General features: G+C 72.4%; 16 protein-coding genes. 12 read left to right on the forward strand and 4 right to left on the reverse strand.

All coding sequences use genetic code 11. From position 1 onward, the window contains the following. The first annotated feature begins 170 nt into the window (after nt 1–170). The 12 genes from AAW13_RS31675 to AAW13_RS31730 all read left to right on the forward strand — a co-directional run bounded on the left by AAW13_RS31675 (nt 171) and on the right by AAW13_RS31730 (nt 13,662). On the forward strand, nt 171–1,223 hold the full coding sequence (locus AAW13_RS31675) for a BMP family ABC transporter substrate-binding protein (RefSeq protein WP_046729997.1): 1,053 nt from the start codon (nt 171–173) through the stop codon (nt 1,221–1,223). Beyond that, nucleotides 1,204–2,772 (forward strand): ABC transporter ATP-binding protein, encoded by a 1,569-nt coding sequence (locus tag AAW13_RS31680; protein ID WP_046729998.1) that lies wholly within the window; start codon nt 1,204–1,206, stop codon nt 2,770–2,772. The genes AAW13_RS31675 and AAW13_RS31680 overlap by 20 nt, the downstream gene beginning before the upstream one ends. Before the next feature lies 1 nt (nt 2,773). Beyond that, nucleotides 2,774–3,850: an ABC transporter permease gene (locus tag AAW13_RS31685; RefSeq protein ID WP_046729999.1), complete on the forward strand. Its 1,077-nt coding sequence runs from the start codon at nt 2,774–2,776 to the stop codon at nt 3,848–3,850. After that, nucleotides 3,850–4,782: an ABC transporter permease gene (locus tag AAW13_RS31690; RefSeq protein WP_240528793.1), complete on the forward strand. Its 933-nt coding sequence runs from the start codon at nt 3,850–3,852 to the stop codon at nt 4,780–4,782. The genes AAW13_RS31685 and AAW13_RS31690 overlap by 1 nt, the downstream gene beginning before the upstream one ends. Further along, entirely contained in the window at nt 4,779–5,555 is a 777-nt protein-coding gene (locus tag AAW13_RS31695) for a phosphorylase family protein (protein ID WP_046730000.1), read from the forward strand. The genes AAW13_RS31690 and AAW13_RS31695 overlap by 4 nt, the downstream gene beginning before the upstream one ends. After that, nucleotides 5,552–6,895 carry an amidohydrolase gene (locus tag AAW13_RS31700; RefSeq protein ID WP_046730001.1) on the forward strand — a complete coding sequence of 448 codons (1,344 nt, stop codon included), beginning with the start codon at nt 5,552–5,554 and terminating at the stop codon, nt 6,893–6,895. The genes AAW13_RS31695 and AAW13_RS31700 overlap by 4 nt, the downstream gene beginning before the upstream one ends. Continuing rightward, a complete protein-coding gene (locus AAW13_RS31705; protein ID WP_046730002.1) occupies nt 6,892–7,503 on the forward strand; it encodes a sulfite oxidase-like oxidoreductase in 612 nt (203 codons plus the stop codon). Before AAW13_RS31700 ends, AAW13_RS31705 begins: the two co-directional genes overlap by 4 nt. Then, a complete protein-coding gene (locus AAW13_RS31710) occupies nt 7,496–8,263 on the forward strand; it encodes a ferredoxin reductase (protein WP_046730003.1) in 768 nt (255 codons plus the stop codon). Before AAW13_RS31705 ends, AAW13_RS31710 begins: the two co-directional genes overlap by 8 nt. A 195-nt stretch (nt 8,264–8,458) precedes the next feature. Next, nucleotides 8,459–9,544, forward strand: coding sequence for a glycoside hydrolase family 25 protein (locus tag AAW13_RS31715; protein ID WP_046730004.1), 1,086 nt, complete (start codon nt 8,459–8,461; stop codon nt 9,542–9,544). A gap of 220 nt (nt 9,545–9,764) precedes the next feature. Beyond that, nucleotides 9,765–10,868 carry a PP2C family protein-serine/threonine phosphatase gene (locus AAW13_RS31720; protein ID WP_338059069.1) on the forward strand — a complete coding sequence of 368 codons (1,104 nt, stop codon included), beginning with the start codon at nt 9,765–9,767 and terminating at the stop codon, nt 10,866–10,868. 409 nt (nt 10,869–11,277) lie between these two features. Beyond that, nucleotides 11,278–12,666, forward strand: a complete 1,389-nt coding sequence (locus AAW13_RS31725) for a hypothetical protein (protein ID WP_046730005.1) — start codon at nt 11,278–11,280, stop codon at nt 12,664–12,666. Between the two features lie 270 nt (nt 12,667–12,936). Beyond that, entirely contained in the window at nt 12,937–13,662 is a 726-nt protein-coding gene (locus AAW13_RS31730; RefSeq protein WP_046730006.1) for a lysophospholipid acyltransferase family protein, read from the forward strand. Between the two features lie 85 nt (nt 13,663–13,747). On the opposite strand, the gene AAW13_RS31735 is transcribed toward AAW13_RS31730, so the two are convergent. From AAW13_RS31735 to AAW13_RS31750, 4 genes are all read right to left on the reverse strand, one after another. Next, nucleotides 13,748–15,352, reverse strand: coding sequence for an alpha/beta hydrolase (locus AAW13_RS31735; RefSeq protein ID WP_206306299.1), 1,605 nt, complete (start codon nt 15,350–15,352; stop codon nt 13,748–13,750). Between the two features lie 131 nt (nt 15,353–15,483). After that, nucleotides 15,484–16,254 carry an urease accessory protein UreD gene (locus tag AAW13_RS31740; protein ID WP_206306300.1) on the reverse strand — a complete coding sequence of 257 codons (771 nt, stop codon included), beginning with the start codon at nt 16,252–16,254 and terminating at the stop codon, nt 15,484–15,486. Continuing rightward, the gene (gene ureG, locus AAW13_RS31745) at nt 16,242–16,922 is read right to left on the reverse strand and encodes an urease accessory protein UreG (protein WP_046730007.1); all 681 of its coding nucleotides are present in this window, start codon (nt 16,920–16,922) and stop codon (nt 16,242–16,244) included. Before ureG ends, AAW13_RS31740 begins: the two co-directional genes overlap by 13 nt. 142 nt (nt 16,923–17,064) lie before the next feature. Further along, nucleotides 17,065–17,739: an urease accessory protein UreF gene (locus AAW13_RS31750; RefSeq protein WP_046730008.1), complete on the reverse strand. Its 675-nt coding sequence runs from the start codon at nt 17,737–17,739 to the stop codon at nt 17,065–17,067. Between the last annotated feature and the right edge of the window lie 5 nt (nt 17,740–17,744).

The raw sequence follows: 17,744 nt of genomic DNA on the forward strand, positions 1-17,744 counted from the left end.
ACGAAGGAGGACACATGCCCCTGCTCACCCGGCGTCTGTACCTCGACTTCGGCCGCTGCACCGGCGACTGCTGTCACCGCTGAGCCGCCCCCCTCGGCCCGCCGTCGTCCGATCACCCTCTCTCACGCGCCCACCGTCGAGCGCGCCTTGCCGTATCCGGAAGGTCCCCGATGCACCGCAGACACCGCCGTACCCTCCAGCTGACCGCGCTCGCCGCCGGCACCGTCCTGCTCGCCACCGCCTGCAACGCGGCGGCCAAGAAGGACGGCACGTCCGCCTCCGCGGGCGGCAGCGGCAAGTCCTTCACCCTCGTCACCCCGGACTCCGTGGGTGAGAACGAGTTCCTGAAGCTGGCCGTCACCGGCATCAAGGACGCGGCGAAGCAGCACGACGGGGCCTCGAAGGTCTACGAGTCCACGGACACCGCCTCCCAGCAGCAGAACGTGCAGGCCGCCGTCGACGCGAAGCCGGACGTCATCGTGCTGGTCGGCTTCGAGTTCGCCGACATCGTCGCCCAGCAGGCCGAGAAGAACCCGAAGCAGCAGTTCCTGATGGTCGACGCGTGCACCACCAAGACGTACAAGAACGTCAGTTGCGCGGTCTTCCGCGAGCACGAGGGCGTCTACCTCGCGGGCGCCGAGGCGGGTCTGCTCAGCAAGTCGGGCAAGGTCGGCGCGGTGGACGTGCTCGACACACCCCAGTTCCGCCGCTACAGCGACCCGTTCGCGGCCGGCGCCAAGAAGGTCGCCGCGAAGACCGGGACGTCCACCCGCTTCGTCGGCGGCCAGTCCCCCTTCGACGACTCCGCCCGCGCCAAGGAGCAGGCGAACACCCTGCTGTCCAAGGGCTACGACCAGATCATGGCGGCCGCCGCGGCCGGCAACTACGGCGTCTTCGAGGCCGCGAAGGCCAAGGGCGCCTTCGCGTACGGCGTCGACGTCAACCAGTGCCCCTCGGCGCCCGGCACCGTCGTCGACAACGTGATCAAGCGCACGGACGTCGCCGTCGACAAGGGCATCGAGGCGGTCCTCGGCGGGAAGACCGGCACGACCGTGTCGTACGGCCTCAAGGAGGGCGGCATCAGCCTGACCGGGCTCGAGGCCGGCGTCGACTCCTCCAAGTGCGTGATCGCCCAGCACAAGGACGTCCTGACGAAGGTCAAGGCACTGCGTGACCAGATAGTCTCCGGTGAGCTGACGGTCGATGACCCCGCAGCCAAGTGACCGTCCGGCCGGGGCCGTCCAGGCCCCGGCCGTGGAACTCCTCGGCATCACCAAGCGGTTCCCCGGCACCCTCGCCAACGACGCCGTCGACCTGACCGTCCGCCACGGCGAGATCCACGCCCTGATGGGGGAGAACGGCGCGGGCAAGTCCACGCTGATGTCGGTGCTGTACGGGATGACCCGGCCCGACGCCGGTTCGGTGCGCATCGACGGACGTGACGTGTCCTTCGGCGACCCGGGGGACGCGATGGCCGCCGGGCTCGGCATGGTCCACCAGAGCTTCAAACTGTTCGACTCGCTGACCGTCGCCGAGAACGTCGTCTACGCGGCCGAGCCGCGCCGGTTCGGGTTCGTGGACCGGGCCGCCGCGCGCGGCCGCGTGCGTGAACTCGCCGACACCCACGGCCTCACCGTCGATCCGGACGCCCGGGTCGGCGGCCTGCCCGTGGGCCTGCGGCAGCGCGTGGAGATCCTGAAGCTGCTGCACCGCGGCGCCCGCACGCTCATCCTCGACGAACCGACCGCGGTGCTCACCCCGGCCGAGGCCGACGCCCTGTTCGCGGTGCTCAGGTCGCTCGCCGCGCAGGGCCGCACGGTGATCCTCGTGACGCACAAGCTGCGCGAGGTACTGGAGGTCAGCGACAACGTCACGGTGCTGCGCGACGGCCGGGTCGCCGCCCGGCTGCGTACCGCGACGACCACCGCGGACGAGATCGCGGCCGCGATGACCGGCCGTGCGGTGGAACTGGACCGCGTGCACGCCCCCGGCGCCCGCGGTGACGTCGTGCTCGACGTGACCGGTCTGAACGCGGGCGACGCCGTGCGCGACGTCGACCTGACGGTCCGCGCCGGCGAGATCGTGGGGGTCGCGGGCGTCGCGGGCAACGGCCAGAGCGAGCTGGTCGAGGCGCTGGCCGGGCTGCGACCGGTCACCGCGGGCCGGGTCACCCTCTCCGGCCGGGACGTCACCCACGCCTCGGCGGCCGGCCGCCGCGCGGCGGGTCTCGCCTACGTGCCCGAGGACCGGCACGCGGTGGGCACCGCACCCGCCGCGTCCGTCGCGGACAACCTGGCGATGGGCCACCACCGCACGGCGCTGTCGTCCCGGCGCGGCCTGCTGCCGCCCGCGGCCGTACGCACCCACGCCGGGCGGCTGGTCGAGCGCTTCGGCATCAAGGCGGCCACGCCCGACCTGCCAGCGGCGACGCTCTCCGGCGGCAACCTTCAGAAGCTGCTGATCGGGCGTGAACTAGCCCATGACGCCCCGCTGCTGCTGGTCGAACAGCCCACCCGGGGCGTCGACATCGGCGCCATCCAGAACATCCACGACCAGATCATCGCCTACCGCGACGCGGGCCACGCCGTGCTGCTGGTCTCCGCCGAACTGAGCGAGATCCGCGGGCTCTCGGACCGGGTCCTGGTGATGTACGAGGGCCGGGTCACCGCCGAGTACCCGAAGGACGAACTGGACGAGCGCACGCTCGGCCTGGCGATGGCCGGCGGCACGGCGCGGCGGCCCGGCGCCGGGCAGGACGGAGACGAGGACTGACATGGCCCGCACACCGGACGTGAGGCGGGCGTCCACCGCACTCCGCTCCCCCGTCACGTTCTCCCTCCTCGCCGGAGTCGTCATCGGCGCGGTCTTCCTCGTCGGCACCGGCGCCGATCCGTTCGCGGCGTACGGCGCGGTCATCACCGGTTCGCTCGGCGCCGACGGGATCGGCGCGACCCTGACCACCCTCACCAGTGTGCTGGGCATGGCGCTCGCGCTGGCCGTGCCGCTGCGCGCCGGGCTCATCAACCTCGGCGGCGACGGGCAGATGGTGCTGGGCGGGATCACGGCCGCCGTCACCGGGCTGTACTCACCGCTGCCGCCGTCGCTCACCGCGGTGCTCGCGCTGCTCGCCGGGACGGCGGCCGGCGGCGCATACGCGGCCCTCGCGGCGCTGTGCGAGAACCGCCTCGGTGTTCCGCTGCTGGTCAGCAGCCTGTTGCTGAGCTATCCGGCGATCAGTCTCGCCTCCTACCTGGCCCGCTATCCGCTCAAGGAGCCCGGCTCCAGCCTGCCGCAGACGCGCCGGCTGCCCGAGGGCGTGGCGCTGCCCGCCTTCGGGTCGTCGACCGTGACGGTGGGACTGCTCGTGGTGGCGCTCGCCGCGGGCGCGTACTGGTTCACCGACTCCCGTACGGCCGTCGGCTACGAGATCCGGATGACCGGTCTCAACCCGCGCTTCGCCGCCTACGCGGGCGTGGACCGCAAGGGCCTGACGCTCCGTCTGATGGCTACCTCGGGGGCGCTCGCCGGGCTCGTCGGCGCGATCGGCGTGCTGAGCTTCCCGTACCGGTTCCTCGACGGCTCCCTCACCTCGCCCGGCTACACCTGGACGGGGCTGACCGCCGCGCTGCTCGCCTCCGCCTCCCCGCTGGGCACGGTGCTCGCGTCCTTCTTCTTCGCCGTGCTCCAGGTCGGCGGGCTCGCCATGGAGCGCACCACCGAGGTGCCTCGCGAGCTGACGCAGGTGCTCCAGGCCATCGTCATCGTCTTCCTGGCGGCCCGGCTGCGCTTCCCGCGCAGACGCGGGGCGTCCGGCGGCCACCAGCCCGTCACCCAGGGGGAGCCGGCCTGATGTTCCTCGACTCCGATCTCCTCATGTCCGTGCTGCGCGCGCTCACCCCGATCCTGCTGGCCGCGCTCGGCGGAGCGCTGTGCGAGCGCGCGGGCGTCTTCAACATCGGCCTGGAGGGCCTGATGCTGGTGGGCTGCTTCACCGCGGTGTCCACCAGCTGGTTCACCGGCAGCCCGTGGCTCGGCGTGCTGGCGGCGGCCCTCGCCTCCGCCGCGTACTCGCTGATCCTGGCCGTCGGCGCGGTCACCCTGCGCGGTGACGCGGTGGTCCTCGGCGTGGCCATGAACCTGCTAGCGGCCGGCCTGACCAGCTTCCTGCTCCGTACGGTCTTCGGCGTCCAGGGCACCTTCGACGACCCGAGCCTCGCCGGGCTCCCGGTCGTCGGCGGCTTCACCCCGCTGACCTACCTGTCGTGGGCCGCCGTCGTGGTCGCCGCCGTGCTGCTCTCGCGGCACGTCTGGGGGCTGCGCCTGCGCGGTGTCGGCGAGTCTCCGGACGCCGCGGCGACGCTCGGCGTGAACCCGGCCCGCCACAAGTACGCGGCGGTCCTCCTGTCCGGGGTGCTGTGCGGGCTCGCCGGGGCGCAACTCGCCCTCGGCAACGTCACGTTGTTCTCCGAGAACATGACCGCCGGACGCGGCTGGATCGCGGTCGTGGCGGTCATGCTGGGCCGTGCCGTGCCGCTCGGGGTGCTGCTCGCGGCGCTGCTGTTCGGCGTCGCGGAGGCGGTGGGCTTCCGGCTCCAGGGCCTCGGCCTGCCGCAGCAGGCGACCGACGCCGCGCCCTACGTCGTCACCCTCGGCGCGCTGTTCATCACCACGGCCCGGCGCCGTGGCCGTACGCCCCGGGCTTCCCGTGGCCCCCGTACTCCCGGTACTCCCCGTTCCACCGGTTCCACCCGTTCCACCGACCCTTCCGGAGTCGCCTCGTGACCCACGACCTGCTGCCCGTCACCCGCATACCCCGCACCGGCCTGCCGCCCCGCGCCCTGGTCGTGGGCGACCCGGCACGCGCGGCGGCGGTCGCCGCGCTGCTGGACGGGGCCGAGGAGATCTCGTACCACCGCGAGTACCGGGTGTTCCGCGGCAGCTGGAAGGGGCTGCCGGTCACCGTGGCCTCGCACGGGGTGGGCGCGCCCGGCGCGATCCTGCTCTTCCAGGAGCTGGCGGAGGCGGGCGTCCGCACGTTCCTGCGGTTCGGCACCGCGGGCGCGATGAAGCCGGGCATCCGGGACGGCGACCTCGTCATCGCGGAGGCGGCCGTACGCGACGACGGCGTCACCCAGCAACTGCTGCCGCCCGAGTACCCGGCCGTGTCCGCCCCCGAGGCGGTGTTCGCGCTCCGGCGCGCGGCCCGCGAGGCGGCCGCCCCGCACCACCGGGGCATCGTGTGGACCCGGGCGGCCTTCCAGCCGGGGCTGCTGCCGCTCACCGCGTACGACAGGGCCGGGCTCGCCGCGATCGAGATGGAGCTGTCGGCGCTGCTGGTGACCGCCTCGCTGCGCGGGCTCGTCGCGGGCGGCGTCCTGGTCGTGGACGGCGCGAACGCGGACGAACTGGTGGACGAGGACGCACCTCTGTCGACCGGTCACTACGACCCCCATCGCGAGGTCGTGGTCCGGGGCGTGGAGCGCGGCGCCGTCGTCTCGCTGGAGGCGCTGCGGCTGCTCGCCGAGGACTCGGCGGAGGAAGGGGCCGACACGTGACCGTCGTCGCCGACCTCCTGGTGCACGGCGGTGACGTCCTCACCGTCGACGACGCCGGCACGCTCGTACGGGACGGCGCCGTCGCCGTCCGCGACGGCGAGATACTGGCCGTCGGACCCGCCGACGCCCTGCGCGCCCGGTACACCGCGGCCGACACCCTCGACGCGACCGGCTGCCTGGTCATGCCCGGCCTCGTCAACGCCCATACCCACCTCGCGATGACGCTGCTGCGCGGCCGCGCCGACGACGTGACGCTCCAGGGCTTCCTGGAACGGGTGATCCGCTGGGAGGGCGAGCTGCTGTCGCCGGCGAACGTGGCGGCGGCGGTCCGCGTGGCGGTCGCCGAGAGCGTACGGGCGGGCGTGACGTCCGCCCTGGACATGTACTGGTTCCACGAGGCCGCCGAGCGCGCGGCACGGGAAGCGGGCTGGCGGCTGCACACCGGCCCCACCTTCATGGACGTACCGGACCCGGCCGACGGCATCGCCTACGAGGACCGTCTGGAGTGGGCCCGCCGCGACCTGGCGGCGCGCCCCGCCCGGCCGGGTACCCGGCCCGTCCTCTTCGCGCACTCCACCTACACGCTGTCCCCGGAGCAGCTGACCGGGATCGCCGCGCTGGCCGGGGAGTTCGGCGCGCTGCTGCACATCCACGCCGCGGAGAACGCGATCGAGGTCGCCACTGTCGAGGTGGCGCACGGCAGGCGCCCGGTGGAGCTGCTGGACAGGCTCGGACTGCTCGGCCCCGACCTGCTGATCGCCCACGCGGTGGACCTGACCGGACCGGAGATCGCGGCACTGGCCCGCACCGGCACCTCGGTCGCCCACTGCCCGGTGTCGAACCTGAAGCTCGGCTGCGGCATCGCTCCGGTGCCGCGGCTGCTCGGCGCGGGCGTGACCGTCGGACTCGGCACGGACGGCGCGGTCAGCTCCAACACCCTCGACCTGCTGGGCGCGGTGCGGCAGGCCGCGCTCGTGCACAAGGCGGGCGGCGACCCGACGGCGGTCGGCGCCGAGCAGGCCGTGCGCATGGCGACCGTCGAGGGCGCCCGCGCGCTGGGCCTCGACGGGCAGCTGGGCTCCCTGGAGCCGGGCAAGCGCGCGGACCTGATCGTGCTGGACCTCGGCAAGCCCCATCTGACACCGCGCCACGACGCGTGGTCGATGCTCGCCTACGCCGCCCAGGCCTCCGACGTACGGGACACGGTCGTCGACGGGCGGGTGCTGATGCGCGACCGCGCGCTCACCACCCTCGACGAGGCCGCGGCCCTGACGGCCCTGACGGAGCTGGACACGGTGTCCGGCCCGGACGCGCGGTCCGGTCCGGAGGTCCTGGCATGACCGTCACCCGGGGCTTCGCCGGACGTTCACCGGCCGGCGAACGCGATCCGCGGCTGCCGCCCGGCCAGTACGACGCGGGCGACTCCTGGCCCGTGCTGTCCGCCGAGGTCACCCCCGACCTCACGGCCGCAGAGTGGACGTTCCGCGTCGACGGCCTGGTGGCCGAGGCCCGCACCTGGTCGTGGGAGGAGGCGCACACGCTGCCGCGGTCCGGGTACGAGGGCGACATCCACTGCGTCACCAGCTGGTCGAAGTTCGGGGTGCGGTTCGGCGGCGTGTCCCTGGACACGTTCCTGGACCTCGCCCGTCCGCACGCCTCGGCCACGCACGCCGTCGCGTACGCGCACACCGGGTACACCACGAACCTGCCGCTGTCCGACCTGACCGGCGGACGCGCCTGGATCGCCTGGGAGTTCGGCGACGGGCCGCTCGACCCGGCGCACGGCGGCCCGGCCCGGCTCGTGGTGCCCCACCTGTACTTCTGGAAGAGCGTCAAGTGGATCGCGGGCCTGCGCGTCCTCGACCACGACGAGCCGGGTTTCTGGGAGCGGAACGGCTACCACGCCCGGGGCAACCCGTGGGACGAGGAGCGCTACGCCGGTGACTGAGCACCCGCCCGAGCCCTTCGTCCCGTCGACCCGGTTCGCCGTGCCGGGACGGATCGTCGCGAGCAACCGCGCCGCGGCCACCTGGCAGCCGGCCCGCCTCGTCGAGGTCCGCCGCGAGACGGCGCGGGCGTCGACGTTCCGGTTCGCGGTGCCCGGCTGGACCGGCCACCTGCCCGGCCAGCACCTGATGGTGCGCCTGACGGCGGCCGACGGTTACGTGGCCCAGCGGCACTACTCCATCGCGTCGCCGCCCGCCGACAGCGGTCATGTCGAGCTCACCCTCGACCACGTCGAGGGCGGCGAGGTGTCCGGCTGGTTCCACCGGGTGGCCCGGCCCGGCGACACCGTCGAGGTACGCGGCCCGCTCAGCGGGTTCTTCGCCTGGCCCGGTGACCGGCCGGCCCTGCTGCTCGGCGCCGGCTCCGGCGTCGTACCGCTGATGTCGATGGTCCGCGACCGCCGCCTGCGCGGAACGGACGTCCCGCTGCGCCTGCTGGTCTCGGCGCGCACTCCCGAGGAGTTGATCTACGCGGACGAGTACCGGGACGAGACCACCCCCGTCTTCACCCGCGTGGCCCCGCCCGGCGCGCGGCCCGGCCGCCTGTCGGCCGCTCATCTGGAGCCGTACCTGGCGCGGCCTCCGGCCGAGGGCTGGGAGGCGTACGTCTGCGGTTCCAACGGCTTCGCGGAGCACGCCTCCCGGCTGCTGGTCGCGCTGGGCCAGCCGGTGGACCGGATCCGCGTCGAGCGCTTCGGCTGACTCCCGGGACGGCGTCCCCGACACGATCACTTCCAGGGGATCTCCGAAAAACACGATCCAAAAGTGGTGCAAAACCTCTCTTTCCGGAGCGTACCCGCCGGATCGGTGTGAGGGTGGTCAGTCCACGGCCGAGCACAGGGAGTTGACCATGCCGCAGCCCCAACCACCCACATCGGCATCGACGGAAGGCGGCGCATGACGGCCTCGTCCACCTGCCGGGGCATCGACGTCTCCGAGCACCAGGCCCCGCAGGACTGGGCCGCCCACAAACGGGCCGGCCTGGCGTTCGGTTTCGCCAAGGCGAGCGAGGGCGAGCACAGTCACGACAGCCGCTTCCCCCTGCACATCTCGGGCATCATCGCCGCCCGGCTCCTGCCCGGCAGCTATCACTTCGCGTGGCCCAACCAGGACGCCGGGACCGAGGCCGCGAACTACGTCGGCGCCGCCCGGCCCTACGCGGACGCGCAGCCGCTGTACACCCACTGGCTCGACCTGGAGGCCTACCCCGACCGGCGCAACTACGCCGGCCGTTCCGCCGCCCAGATCCGGTCCTGGGCGGCGGCCTGGATCGCGGCCGTCCGGGCCGCGTTCCCCGGGCAGCGCGTCGGGATCTACACCTCGGCCGACGACCTGGCCGCCGGCCATGTCCCCGGCGGCCTGCCCCTCTGGTACCCGGCCTACCCCTGGGGCGCCGCCGACTACCCGCGCGCGGAGGCCGCGGCACGGCCCGCGCCGTCCGGCTGGACGCCGCTGCTGTGGCAGTTCACCAGCACCCCGCTCGACCGATCCATCGCCTACCGCTCCGAGGCAGCCCTGCGCGCCTGGGCCGCGGGCACCACGGCGAGCACCGACGAGGAGGACCCTGTGCCCGACCAAGTGAACCTCGGTATCGCCGCGCCCTACCAACTGGCCCCAGGAGCCTGGGACTCGGTGGAGTTCACCACCGAGTGGGCCGACACCGCGGACCAGCACGCCACCGGCGGCTCCGTCTTCGCCCGCGGCGCCTGCCGGTTCACCGGCTCGGTGAGCCTGCACATCACCGGACTCGCGGCCGGCGCGACCGTCCAGGTCCGCATGTCGGAGTACGAGGGTGACCAGCACATCGCCGACCACCCGATCGACGAGGCGGTCGGCACCCTCGGCGACACCTACCACGTCACCCCCCTCACCAAGCACCTGACGGCCGGCCGAGGCATGCGCGTCCGGCTCCTCAACAACGGCGGCGCGCCGGTCACGGTGCAGAGCGCGGTCCTGACCGCCCTCAGCTGGCCGACACACTGAGCCGCCCCGTCCGCCCGGCGGCGGGTGGACCCGTGCAGGTGGGGGTGGTACCAGTAGGTGCCCGCCGGGTGGTCTTCCGGCACGTGGACGGTCGTCTCGTACCGCGGCTCGGCCACACCGCCGACGGCTTCCTGTGCGGTACGCGGTACGGGAGGCTTTCGGCGGGCCTTGCACGGTAGACGGGTGTATACCGATAGGTATGGGCGCGGGCCGTGTGCCGGTGGACCGTCTTTCGGAGCAGAAGCTGGGCCGGAGGCTGGTGGCGATCCCCCTTGTACTGATCGTCGTGATCACCGTGGTCGACATCCATTCCCCGCCGGACGTCCACCTGGGGCCCTTGCTGGTGATCGCACCCGCCCTGACCGCGTCTCTGGCAGGGCCGCGACTGACCGCTCTCGTCGGTGCACTGGCCGTGGCCGCCCAGGTGCTCATCGGCGTGTTCCACGGCGGACTGACCACGCCCAACCACCTCTCGCAGATCATCGCCCTGACCCTGCTGTCCGTCCTGGTCGTCTTCGTCTGCCACGTGCGCGAGCGACGGAGCCGTGAGCTGAACCGGGCACGTTCGGTGGCCGAGACGGCACAGCTCGTGCTGCTGCGGCCACCACGACGCCGGATCGGGCCGCTGCGGGTGGCGTGGCTGTACCTGGCAGCCGAGGACGAGGCCCGTATAGGCGGTGACCTGTTCGCTCTGGCCCGCTCGGACCGCGGCACCCGCGTGATCATCGGTGACGTCCGCGGCAAGGGACTGGCCGCCATCGGTGAAGCGTCCATGGTGCTGGGCGCGTTCCGCGAGGGCGCGCACCGCTGTGACACGCTGCCCGAACTCGCCGCGGGCCTCGAGGTGAGCGTGTGCAGGAGCCTGGAGGACGTCGCGGACATCGAGCACGATCCGGGCGAGCACTTCATCACCGCCCTCCTGCTCGACATTCCCGATCACGGCACGCAGGTCGACATGGTCAACCTGGGCCACCCGCCGCCCCTGCTGCTGCACGACGGCGAGGTCACCGTCCTGCACGCGAGACGCCCCGTACCTCCCCTGGGCATGTGCGAACTGCCCATCCAGAGCCACCGCGCCGACCCCTTCACGTTCGAGGACGGTGACACGCTGCTGCTCTACACCGACGGCGTCATCGAGGCCCGCTCATCCGCGGGGGCCTTCTACCCCCTCACCCGTCATGCCGCCTCCGCGCCCGCGTCGGGACCCGAGGCCCTGATCCGTCACATCCACCACGACCTGCTGAACCACATCGGCCACGAACCCCGGGACGACGCCGCGCTCCTGGCCATCGAACGCCACGGCGCCCAGCACCTCCACCGATAGGTTCGCCGGGTCGGACCAGGGGCACTCCCGGCGGGCGCCGCGGTGCCGAAGCGGAGGATCCCGCCGCCCGCAACGGCCTTACCCTGGGCATGAGTTCGCGCACCGCCCAAGGCCCAGGTGTGTTGCCCTCGGATGTGCCTCCGAGGCTCTTCTGCGGAAAACGGCACCTGTGGATATTGGACAGCCGCGCCGACCAGGACAGGGGGTCCTCTTGCGTGCACGAGAACCGCGGACCGAGGCGGTCGTCGACCGGCCAGATCCACCCCGCGCGAACCCGACGGGGCGGTCCGCCGAAGTCCTGGCATTGCAGCGTTCGGCAGGCAACGCGGCCTTGGCGCGAGTCATCGAGGAAGAACGAAACGCCCGTGCCGTCGGCGGCGCGCAGGGAGCGCCGGCCCGGCGCTCACCGGTGCACGACGCGCTGGGCCCCGGGCGAGGAGCCCATGCCCGGTACGGCGGTGGAGGAGAGCGCGGGCCGCGTGCGGACCCGGCGAGCCCCGGTCATGCGCCGACGGTCCAGCGTTTTCCGAAGCAGTCAGAGGTACGCAAGGAGGAGTTCCACCGACTCGCCACCGATCGTCGGAACAACCTGTCCTCCTCCCAGGCGAGCGATCTGTATGCCGCTGCGGTCGGCGGCCTCGAGAGCGACTTCGAGAAGCCGACGGACTACGAGGCGACCATGCGGCGCGCTGCCGAGCATGTCCGGGCGGAGGAGGCGATGCGGGTGCGCGGCAGGTCCGAGCGGACGACCGGCGCCTTCTCGGTCAGTGTGTCCGTCCGCAACCTCGGCGGTCTGAACGCGCTCATGGGACACAACGGTGCCGACGGCGTGCTCGACACCTTCACCCGGTGTGTCTCGTCGGCCATGGACAAGGTCGGCGGAAGCGTCTCCAAGTTCCGTTTCGGCCCCAACCTGGAGTTCATCGTCGTCGGTGAGGATGTGCGGCGCAGTCACATCGAGGCGCGGCTGATGGCCGCTCAGGCGCAGATCCAGAAGCAGGCCACGCTCAACGCTCTCGACGATGTCACGCACCCGAAGTACCAGCGCGATCTCTCCGAGAAGGGCAGCGGAATCCGCTACGACATCCACCCGATCAAGCCCGCCCACGTATCGGACAAGGAGGAGCGGACAACGCGTGCCGCGCCGAGCCACGGGCGGGGCACCGCGTTCAAGAGCTCCGCCCAGGAGCGCAAGGAGCACTTCCTCAGCACGGCGGTGAACGCGTACGGGCTCTCACCCTCCCATGCCGCGGAACTGCTCACGGCCAGTTCCGCGGACGAGGTCGACGGGCTCACGGGATTCGACAAGGCGGGAGACCGGCGCCTCACCCTGGGCAACGCCGTCCGCCATCTGGCCGACGCCGACACCACGGGCGTGTATGTCGAGGTCGATCTGCGCAATCTGGGGGGACTGACGAAGGAGCGTGGCAGGCAGCAGGCCGACGAGGTCTACGCGGCCATGTCGGCGATGTGCGAGAAGGCCGTACTCAGCCTCGACGCCGACGTCTCCCGGTTCCGGCACGGTGGCGACGAGTTCAGCTTCATCCTCGTGGGACGTGATGCCACGCCGAGTGCGGTGGGCGCGGCTCTGACCGCCGCTCAGAAGTCCATCGCCCGGTATGTCGCGGATCGAGGACTCAGCGAGATCGAACATCCGAAGCATCCCGGAGACCCCGGCAGGCGGGGCACCGGGATCATCTTCGGCACCGCTCCGATCACTCCGGCCAGGGAGAACGTGGAGGCCGTGGTCAACAGCATCCTTTCAGCCGCCGACAAGCAGGTGGAAGCCAAGAAGTGAGTGCGCACGCCGGACGACGGACGCCGTAGGCCAGGACCCGGACACGACCGGTGCGTCGGAGGCGGGGTGATCGGGATACCGTGTCCCCCCTGTCTCACCCAGGCACGGGCAACCTGACGAACCGTCACGTGTCTCAGCGACGGGTCAGCATGAACCCGACCGAACATGGCCACACATGACGACAGGTGCACATCACTCCAGCCCCGCTATGGCCAGCGTGACTGGGGAAACGCCGGCTCCAGCGGGAACTGGCAAAGTGAGGAGAGAGCCGTGTTCTACTACCTGCTCAAGTACGTCCTGCTCGGGCCGCTGTTGCGCGTGGTGTTCCGTCCCCGGATCGAGGGGCTGGAGCACGTGCCCGGGTCGGGACCGGCCATCGTCGCGGGCAACCACCTCTCCTTCTCCGACCACTTCCTGATGCCGGCCGTCCTGAAGCGGCGCATCACCTTCCTGGCGAAGGCGGAGTACTTCACGGGACCGGGCGTGAAGGGGCGACTGACCGCGTTCTTCTTCCGCAGCGCCGGCCAGATCCCGGTGGACCGCTCCGGCAAGGAGGCCGGCCAGGCCGCGATCCGGGAGGGTCTCGGGGTGCTGGGCAAGGGCGAGTTGCTCGGCATCTACCCGGAGGGCACCCGCTCGCACGACGGCCGCCTGTACAAGGGCAAGGTCGGGGTGGCCGTGATGGCGCTGCGGGCCGGTGTCCCGGTGATCCCCTGCGCGATGATCGGCACCTTCGAGGCGCAACCGCCCGGGAAGGTCATCCCCAACGTCCACCCCGTCGTGATCCGCTTCGGCAAGCCCCTGGACTTCTCGCGCTACGCGGGCATGGAGGGCGAGAAGGCGATCCTGCGGGCCATCACCGACGAGATCATGTACGCCATCCTGACCCTCTCCGAGCAGGAGTACGTCGACCAGTACGCGGCGGTCGTCAAGGCCGAGCAGACGGCGGCGAAGGGCGAGAAGGGGCGCAGGTTTCCCCGGGCGCCGCTGAGTTGACGTTCCAGGACAGGACGCGGGCACGTCGTACGGCGAAGGGGCGGCGGGAGTGATCCCGCCGCCCCTCACCGCTGTGCGTACGTGCCTACGGCTGCGGGGTGGCGTGCGGCGTGCAGGTCACGTCCGCGCCGTCCAGCTTGCCGGTGAGCAGGTAGGTGTCGACACGGCTGTTGATGCACGGGTTGACCAGGCCGGTCACGCCGTGCGAGCCGGCGCCCTGCTCGGTGATGAGCCGGGAACCCTTGAAGCGCTTGTGCAGTTCGACGGCGCCCGGGTACGGGGTGGCGGCGTCACGCGTGGACTGCACGATCAGCACCGGCGGCAGACCCTTGTGGGTGGAGACGTTCACCGGGGTCTGCTGCTTGACCGGCCAGGTGGCGCAGGGCAGGTTCATCCATGCGTTGGCCCAGGTCATGAACGGGTACTGCTTGTTGAGCTCGGTGTTGTCGCGGTCCCACTTCCGCCAGCTGGTGGGCCACTTGGCGTCGGTGCACTCCACGGCGGTGTAGACGGCGTTGCCGTTCTCCGAGGAGATGTTGCCCGCGGTGTCGGAGAGGTCCGGGGCGGCGGCGTCGACCAGCGCCTGGGTGTCACCGGCGACGTACTTGCTGAACACCGTGGCGACCGGGACCCACGAGGAGTCGTAGTACGGGGCGCTCTGGAAGAAGGAGATCAGCTCGGCCGGGCCGACGACCCCGCCGATCGGGTTCGCCTTGGCGGTGGCGCGCAGCTGGAGCCACTTGGCCTGGACGGCGTCCCGCGTGGTGCCCAGGTGGAAGGCGGAGTCGTGGGCGGCGACCCAGTCCTCCCAGTCCTTCCAGCGGCCCTCGAAGGCGATGTCCTGGCCCAGGTTGGCCTCGTACCAGATGTTCTCGCGCGACGGGTTGACGACGCTGTCGACGATCATCCGGCGGACGTGCCCCGGGAACAGCGTGCCGTAGACGGCGCCGAGGTAGGTGCCGTAGGAGACACCGAGGTAGTTGAGCTTCTTCTCGCCGAGCGCGGCCCGGATGACGTCGAGGTCACGGGCGGTGTTCGGGGTGGTCATCTGCTGGAGCATCGCCTTGCCGGTGCGCTCGGCGCAGCCGTCCGCGTACTCCTTGGCCAGCTTGCGCTGGGCGGTCTTGTCGGCCTCGGTGTCCGGCACCGGGTCGACCTTGGGCGCCTTGACGAACTCCTGCGGGTCCATGCAGGAGATGGGCGCGGAGTGGCCGACGCCGCGGGGGTCGAAGCCCACGAAGTCGTACGCCTTCGAGGCGTTGACCCACAGGGGGTTCTTGGTGGTGACCCGGAGCGGGAAGCGCATCCCGGAGCCACCCGGGCCGCCGGGGTTGTAGACGAGCGCGCCCTGGCGCTCCGCCTTCGTCCCCGTGCTGCCTATTCGGTCGACCGCCAGCCTGATCTGCTTGCCGTTGGGCTTCGCGTAGTCGAGCGGCACGCTGACCCAGCCGCACTGGACCGGCTTGGCGAAGCCCCAGTCGGCCGGACAGTCCGCCCAGTCGATACCGGCCTTGGCGGCCCGCGCGGCGGCGACCGCCGCGCCCCGCTGCTGCCGGTCCTGGCCGCTGTGCCGGACCTCGGCACCGGCCGCAGGGGCCGCGAGTGCCCCGGTGATGAGGCTCGCGGTGACGAGCGCCCCCGCCGAACCGAGCGCCAGCGTCCGGCTCCTCGATCTGAAGTTGTCCCTCAAGTGGGCCCCTCCCCGCTCATTCTTACGAATCGTCAGGGAGGATCTTTCCGGCTGTGACTCGCCTGTGCACAAGGCATGTCAGCCGTTCTTTACCAATCCGATATCCGGATGATCAGGCCCCGCTGAGCGGATCAGCCGCCCAATTCGCCCAAGGCCGCGTCCAGCACCCGCCGCAGCCGCAGCCCGTCCGCCGCCAGCGCGCTCACCAGTACGGCGGGCCCGGCGAGCGGGGTGAGCGCGACGCACTCCCCCAGCATCCGTGCCACCACCGGCTCGGCGACGAACTCCGGCCGTACGACGATGAGTTGCCCCACCGCGCGGTGTCCCGCCAGCACGGCGGGCCCGTCCCAGCCACCCGGCGCCCCGGGCCCGCAGGACAGCTCCTGGTCGAGTACGGGGGCCCCGGCGACCCGCACGGTGAGCCGGCTGCTCAGCCGCCCCGGCGCCTCCCCCGCCCGCCCGAGCACCTGCTCCTCGCGCAGCACGAGCCGGCCGCCCGCCGCCACGTCGACCCGGGTGGTGACGTACAGGTCGCTCCCTTTGACCGAGATCAACTGCTCGGGCAGCCAGTGCAGTTCGCCGCCCTCGGCGACGTCGAGCCGGACGTCGTAGCGGGCCTCGCCCTTGGCCTGTCCCGGCAGTGCGATGGTCGCGGCGGCGGACCCCACCCGCAGCCTGGCCCCGCGCTCCACCGTCGCCGCGATGGCGAACCGGTCCCCGCCGAGCGGACCGCTCATCGCCCCGACGACCGTCACCCGGGCCTCGGCGCCACTGCCCCGGGTGCGCCGCAGGGCCAGCGGCCCCTCGCCCTCCAGCACGGGCAGCGAGGTGGCGCCGCGCCCGTCGGCCCGCGCGACGATCCGGGCGGTGGCGCGTACGCCGGTGCCGGTCACGCCGTCCACGCGGCGAGCCGCTCCCGCACCCACCGGGCCACGTCGGCGACTCCGGTCTCGCCGCGCAACGACTGGAAGACCACGGGCAGTTCGGCGCGCTGCGCCTTCGCGTCCGCGGCCATCCGCGCCAGGTCGGAACCCACGTACGGCGCGAGGTCCGTCTTGTTGACGACCAGCAGGTCGGCGGTGGTGACGCCGGGACCGCCCTTGCGGGGGATGTCGTCGCCGCCGGCCACGTCGATCACGAAGACCTGCGCGTCCACGAGCCCCTTGGAGAAGGTCGCCGTGAGGTTGTCACCGCCGGACTCGACGAGGATGAGATCGAGCGGGCCGACCTCCTCCTCCAGGTCCTCCACGGCTTCGAGGTTGGCCGAGATGTCGTCCCGGATCGCGGTGTGCGGACAGGCTCCCGTCTCGACGGCGGTGATCCGCTCGGGTGGCAGCACGGCCTCCCTGAGCAGGAACTCGGCGTCCTCACGGGTGTAGATGTCGTTGGTGACGACGGCGAGCGACAACTCGTCCCGCAGCACCCGGCACAGGGCGGCGACGGTGGCGGTCTTGCCGGACCCCACGGGCCCGCCGAGCCCGATCCGCAGCGCGCGCCGGGTCCCGTCGGGCCGACGGGCGTCGGCGCTGACGGCGGCGGGACCGTGCTGGTGGTCGTGGTCGAGATGCATGTACGGCTCCTTGTTCAGCGGGCTCTGTCCGACAGCCCGTCCAGGGGTTCCTTCCGAGGGGACGCGCACGGGCGGGGTGCGCATGGGGTGGGCGTGGGCTGCGCGTGGAGGCTGCGCATGGGAGGTGCGCCGCCGGGAACGCCTACGACGCGAACAACCGCACCGCCCACCCCGCGTGCCACTCCGCCCCGATCTCCAGCAGCGGCGCCGACGCCGCCGGCAGCGCGTCGACGCCCTCGTCGACCGCCTCGCGTGCCGCCTCCGCCGCCCGGTCGACCACCCGGTCCACCTCCGGAGCCAGCCGCCCCAGCACGGCCGTCGCCTCGAACGGGTCCAGGCTCAGCAACCGCACCACCGCCGTGGCCGGCCCGCTCACGCACTCGTACGCCGCGCAGTAGGCCGCGTCCCGCGCCGACAGCCCCGCCGTCCGGGCCACCACGCCGAGGACCACGGGCTGATGAGCTCCCTTGGGGAACTCCGCCGCGACGGCGTCGAGTTCGGGGCTCGGCCAGGTCGCACGGGCGGCCCGCAGCAGTTGCCGGCCGAGTTTGCGGGCGGCGCCCCGGAGCGCAGGCGACGGCGTCCGCGCGTCGGCCGCCGCGTCCAGCTCCCGCACCTCCAGGCCGAGTACGGCGGCCGCGGCGAGGGCGGCCGCGGTCAGTCCCGCCGTGTGCAGCCGCCCCCGGCAGAACTCCTCGAGGCTCGCCGCCCCGGTGATCCGCCCGGCCCTGACAGCCACCTCCGCCCCGCCGGAGTGCGCGTGCCCCCCGGCGGGGAAGCGGCCGTCGGCCAGCACCAGCAACGCTGCCCGTGACATCCCGT

This window comes from Streptomyces humi (genome assembly GCF_001005085.2).
GTDB classification, from domain to species: Bacteria; Actinomycetota; Actinomycetes; order Streptomycetales; family Streptomycetaceae; genus Streptomyces; species Streptomyces humi.

Coding starts and splice junctions, on each gene's coding strand:
- AAW13_RS31685 (WP_046729999.1), top strand. CDS start 2,774: ATGGCCCGCACACCGGACGTGAGGCGGGCGTCCACCGCACTCCGCTCC.
- AAW13_RS31705 (WP_046730002.1), top strand. CDS start 6,892: ATGACCGTCACCCGGGGCTTCGCCGGACGTTCACCGGCCGGCGAACGC.
- ureG (WP_046730007.1), bottom strand. CDS start 16,922: ATGCATCTCGACCACGACCACCAGCACGGTCCCGCCGCCGTCAGCGCC.
- AAW13_RS31675 (WP_046729997.1), top strand. CDS start 171: ATGCACCGCAGACACCGCCGTACCCTCCAGCTGACCGCGCTCGCCGCC.
- AAW13_RS31750 (WP_046730008.1), bottom strand. CDS start 17,739: ATGTCACGGGCAGCGTTGCTGGTGCTGGCCGACGGCCGCTTCCCCGCC.
- AAW13_RS31680 (WP_046729998.1), top strand. CDS start 1,204: ATGACCCCGCAGCCAAGTGACCGTCCGGCCGGGGCCGTCCAGGCCCCG.
- AAW13_RS31690 (WP_240528793.1), top strand. CDS start 3,850: ATGTTCCTCGACTCCGATCTCCTCATGTCCGTGCTGCGCGCGCTCACC.
- AAW13_RS31715 (WP_046730004.1), top strand. CDS start 8,459: ATGACGGCCTCGTCCACCTGCCGGGGCATCGACGTCTCCGAGCACCAG.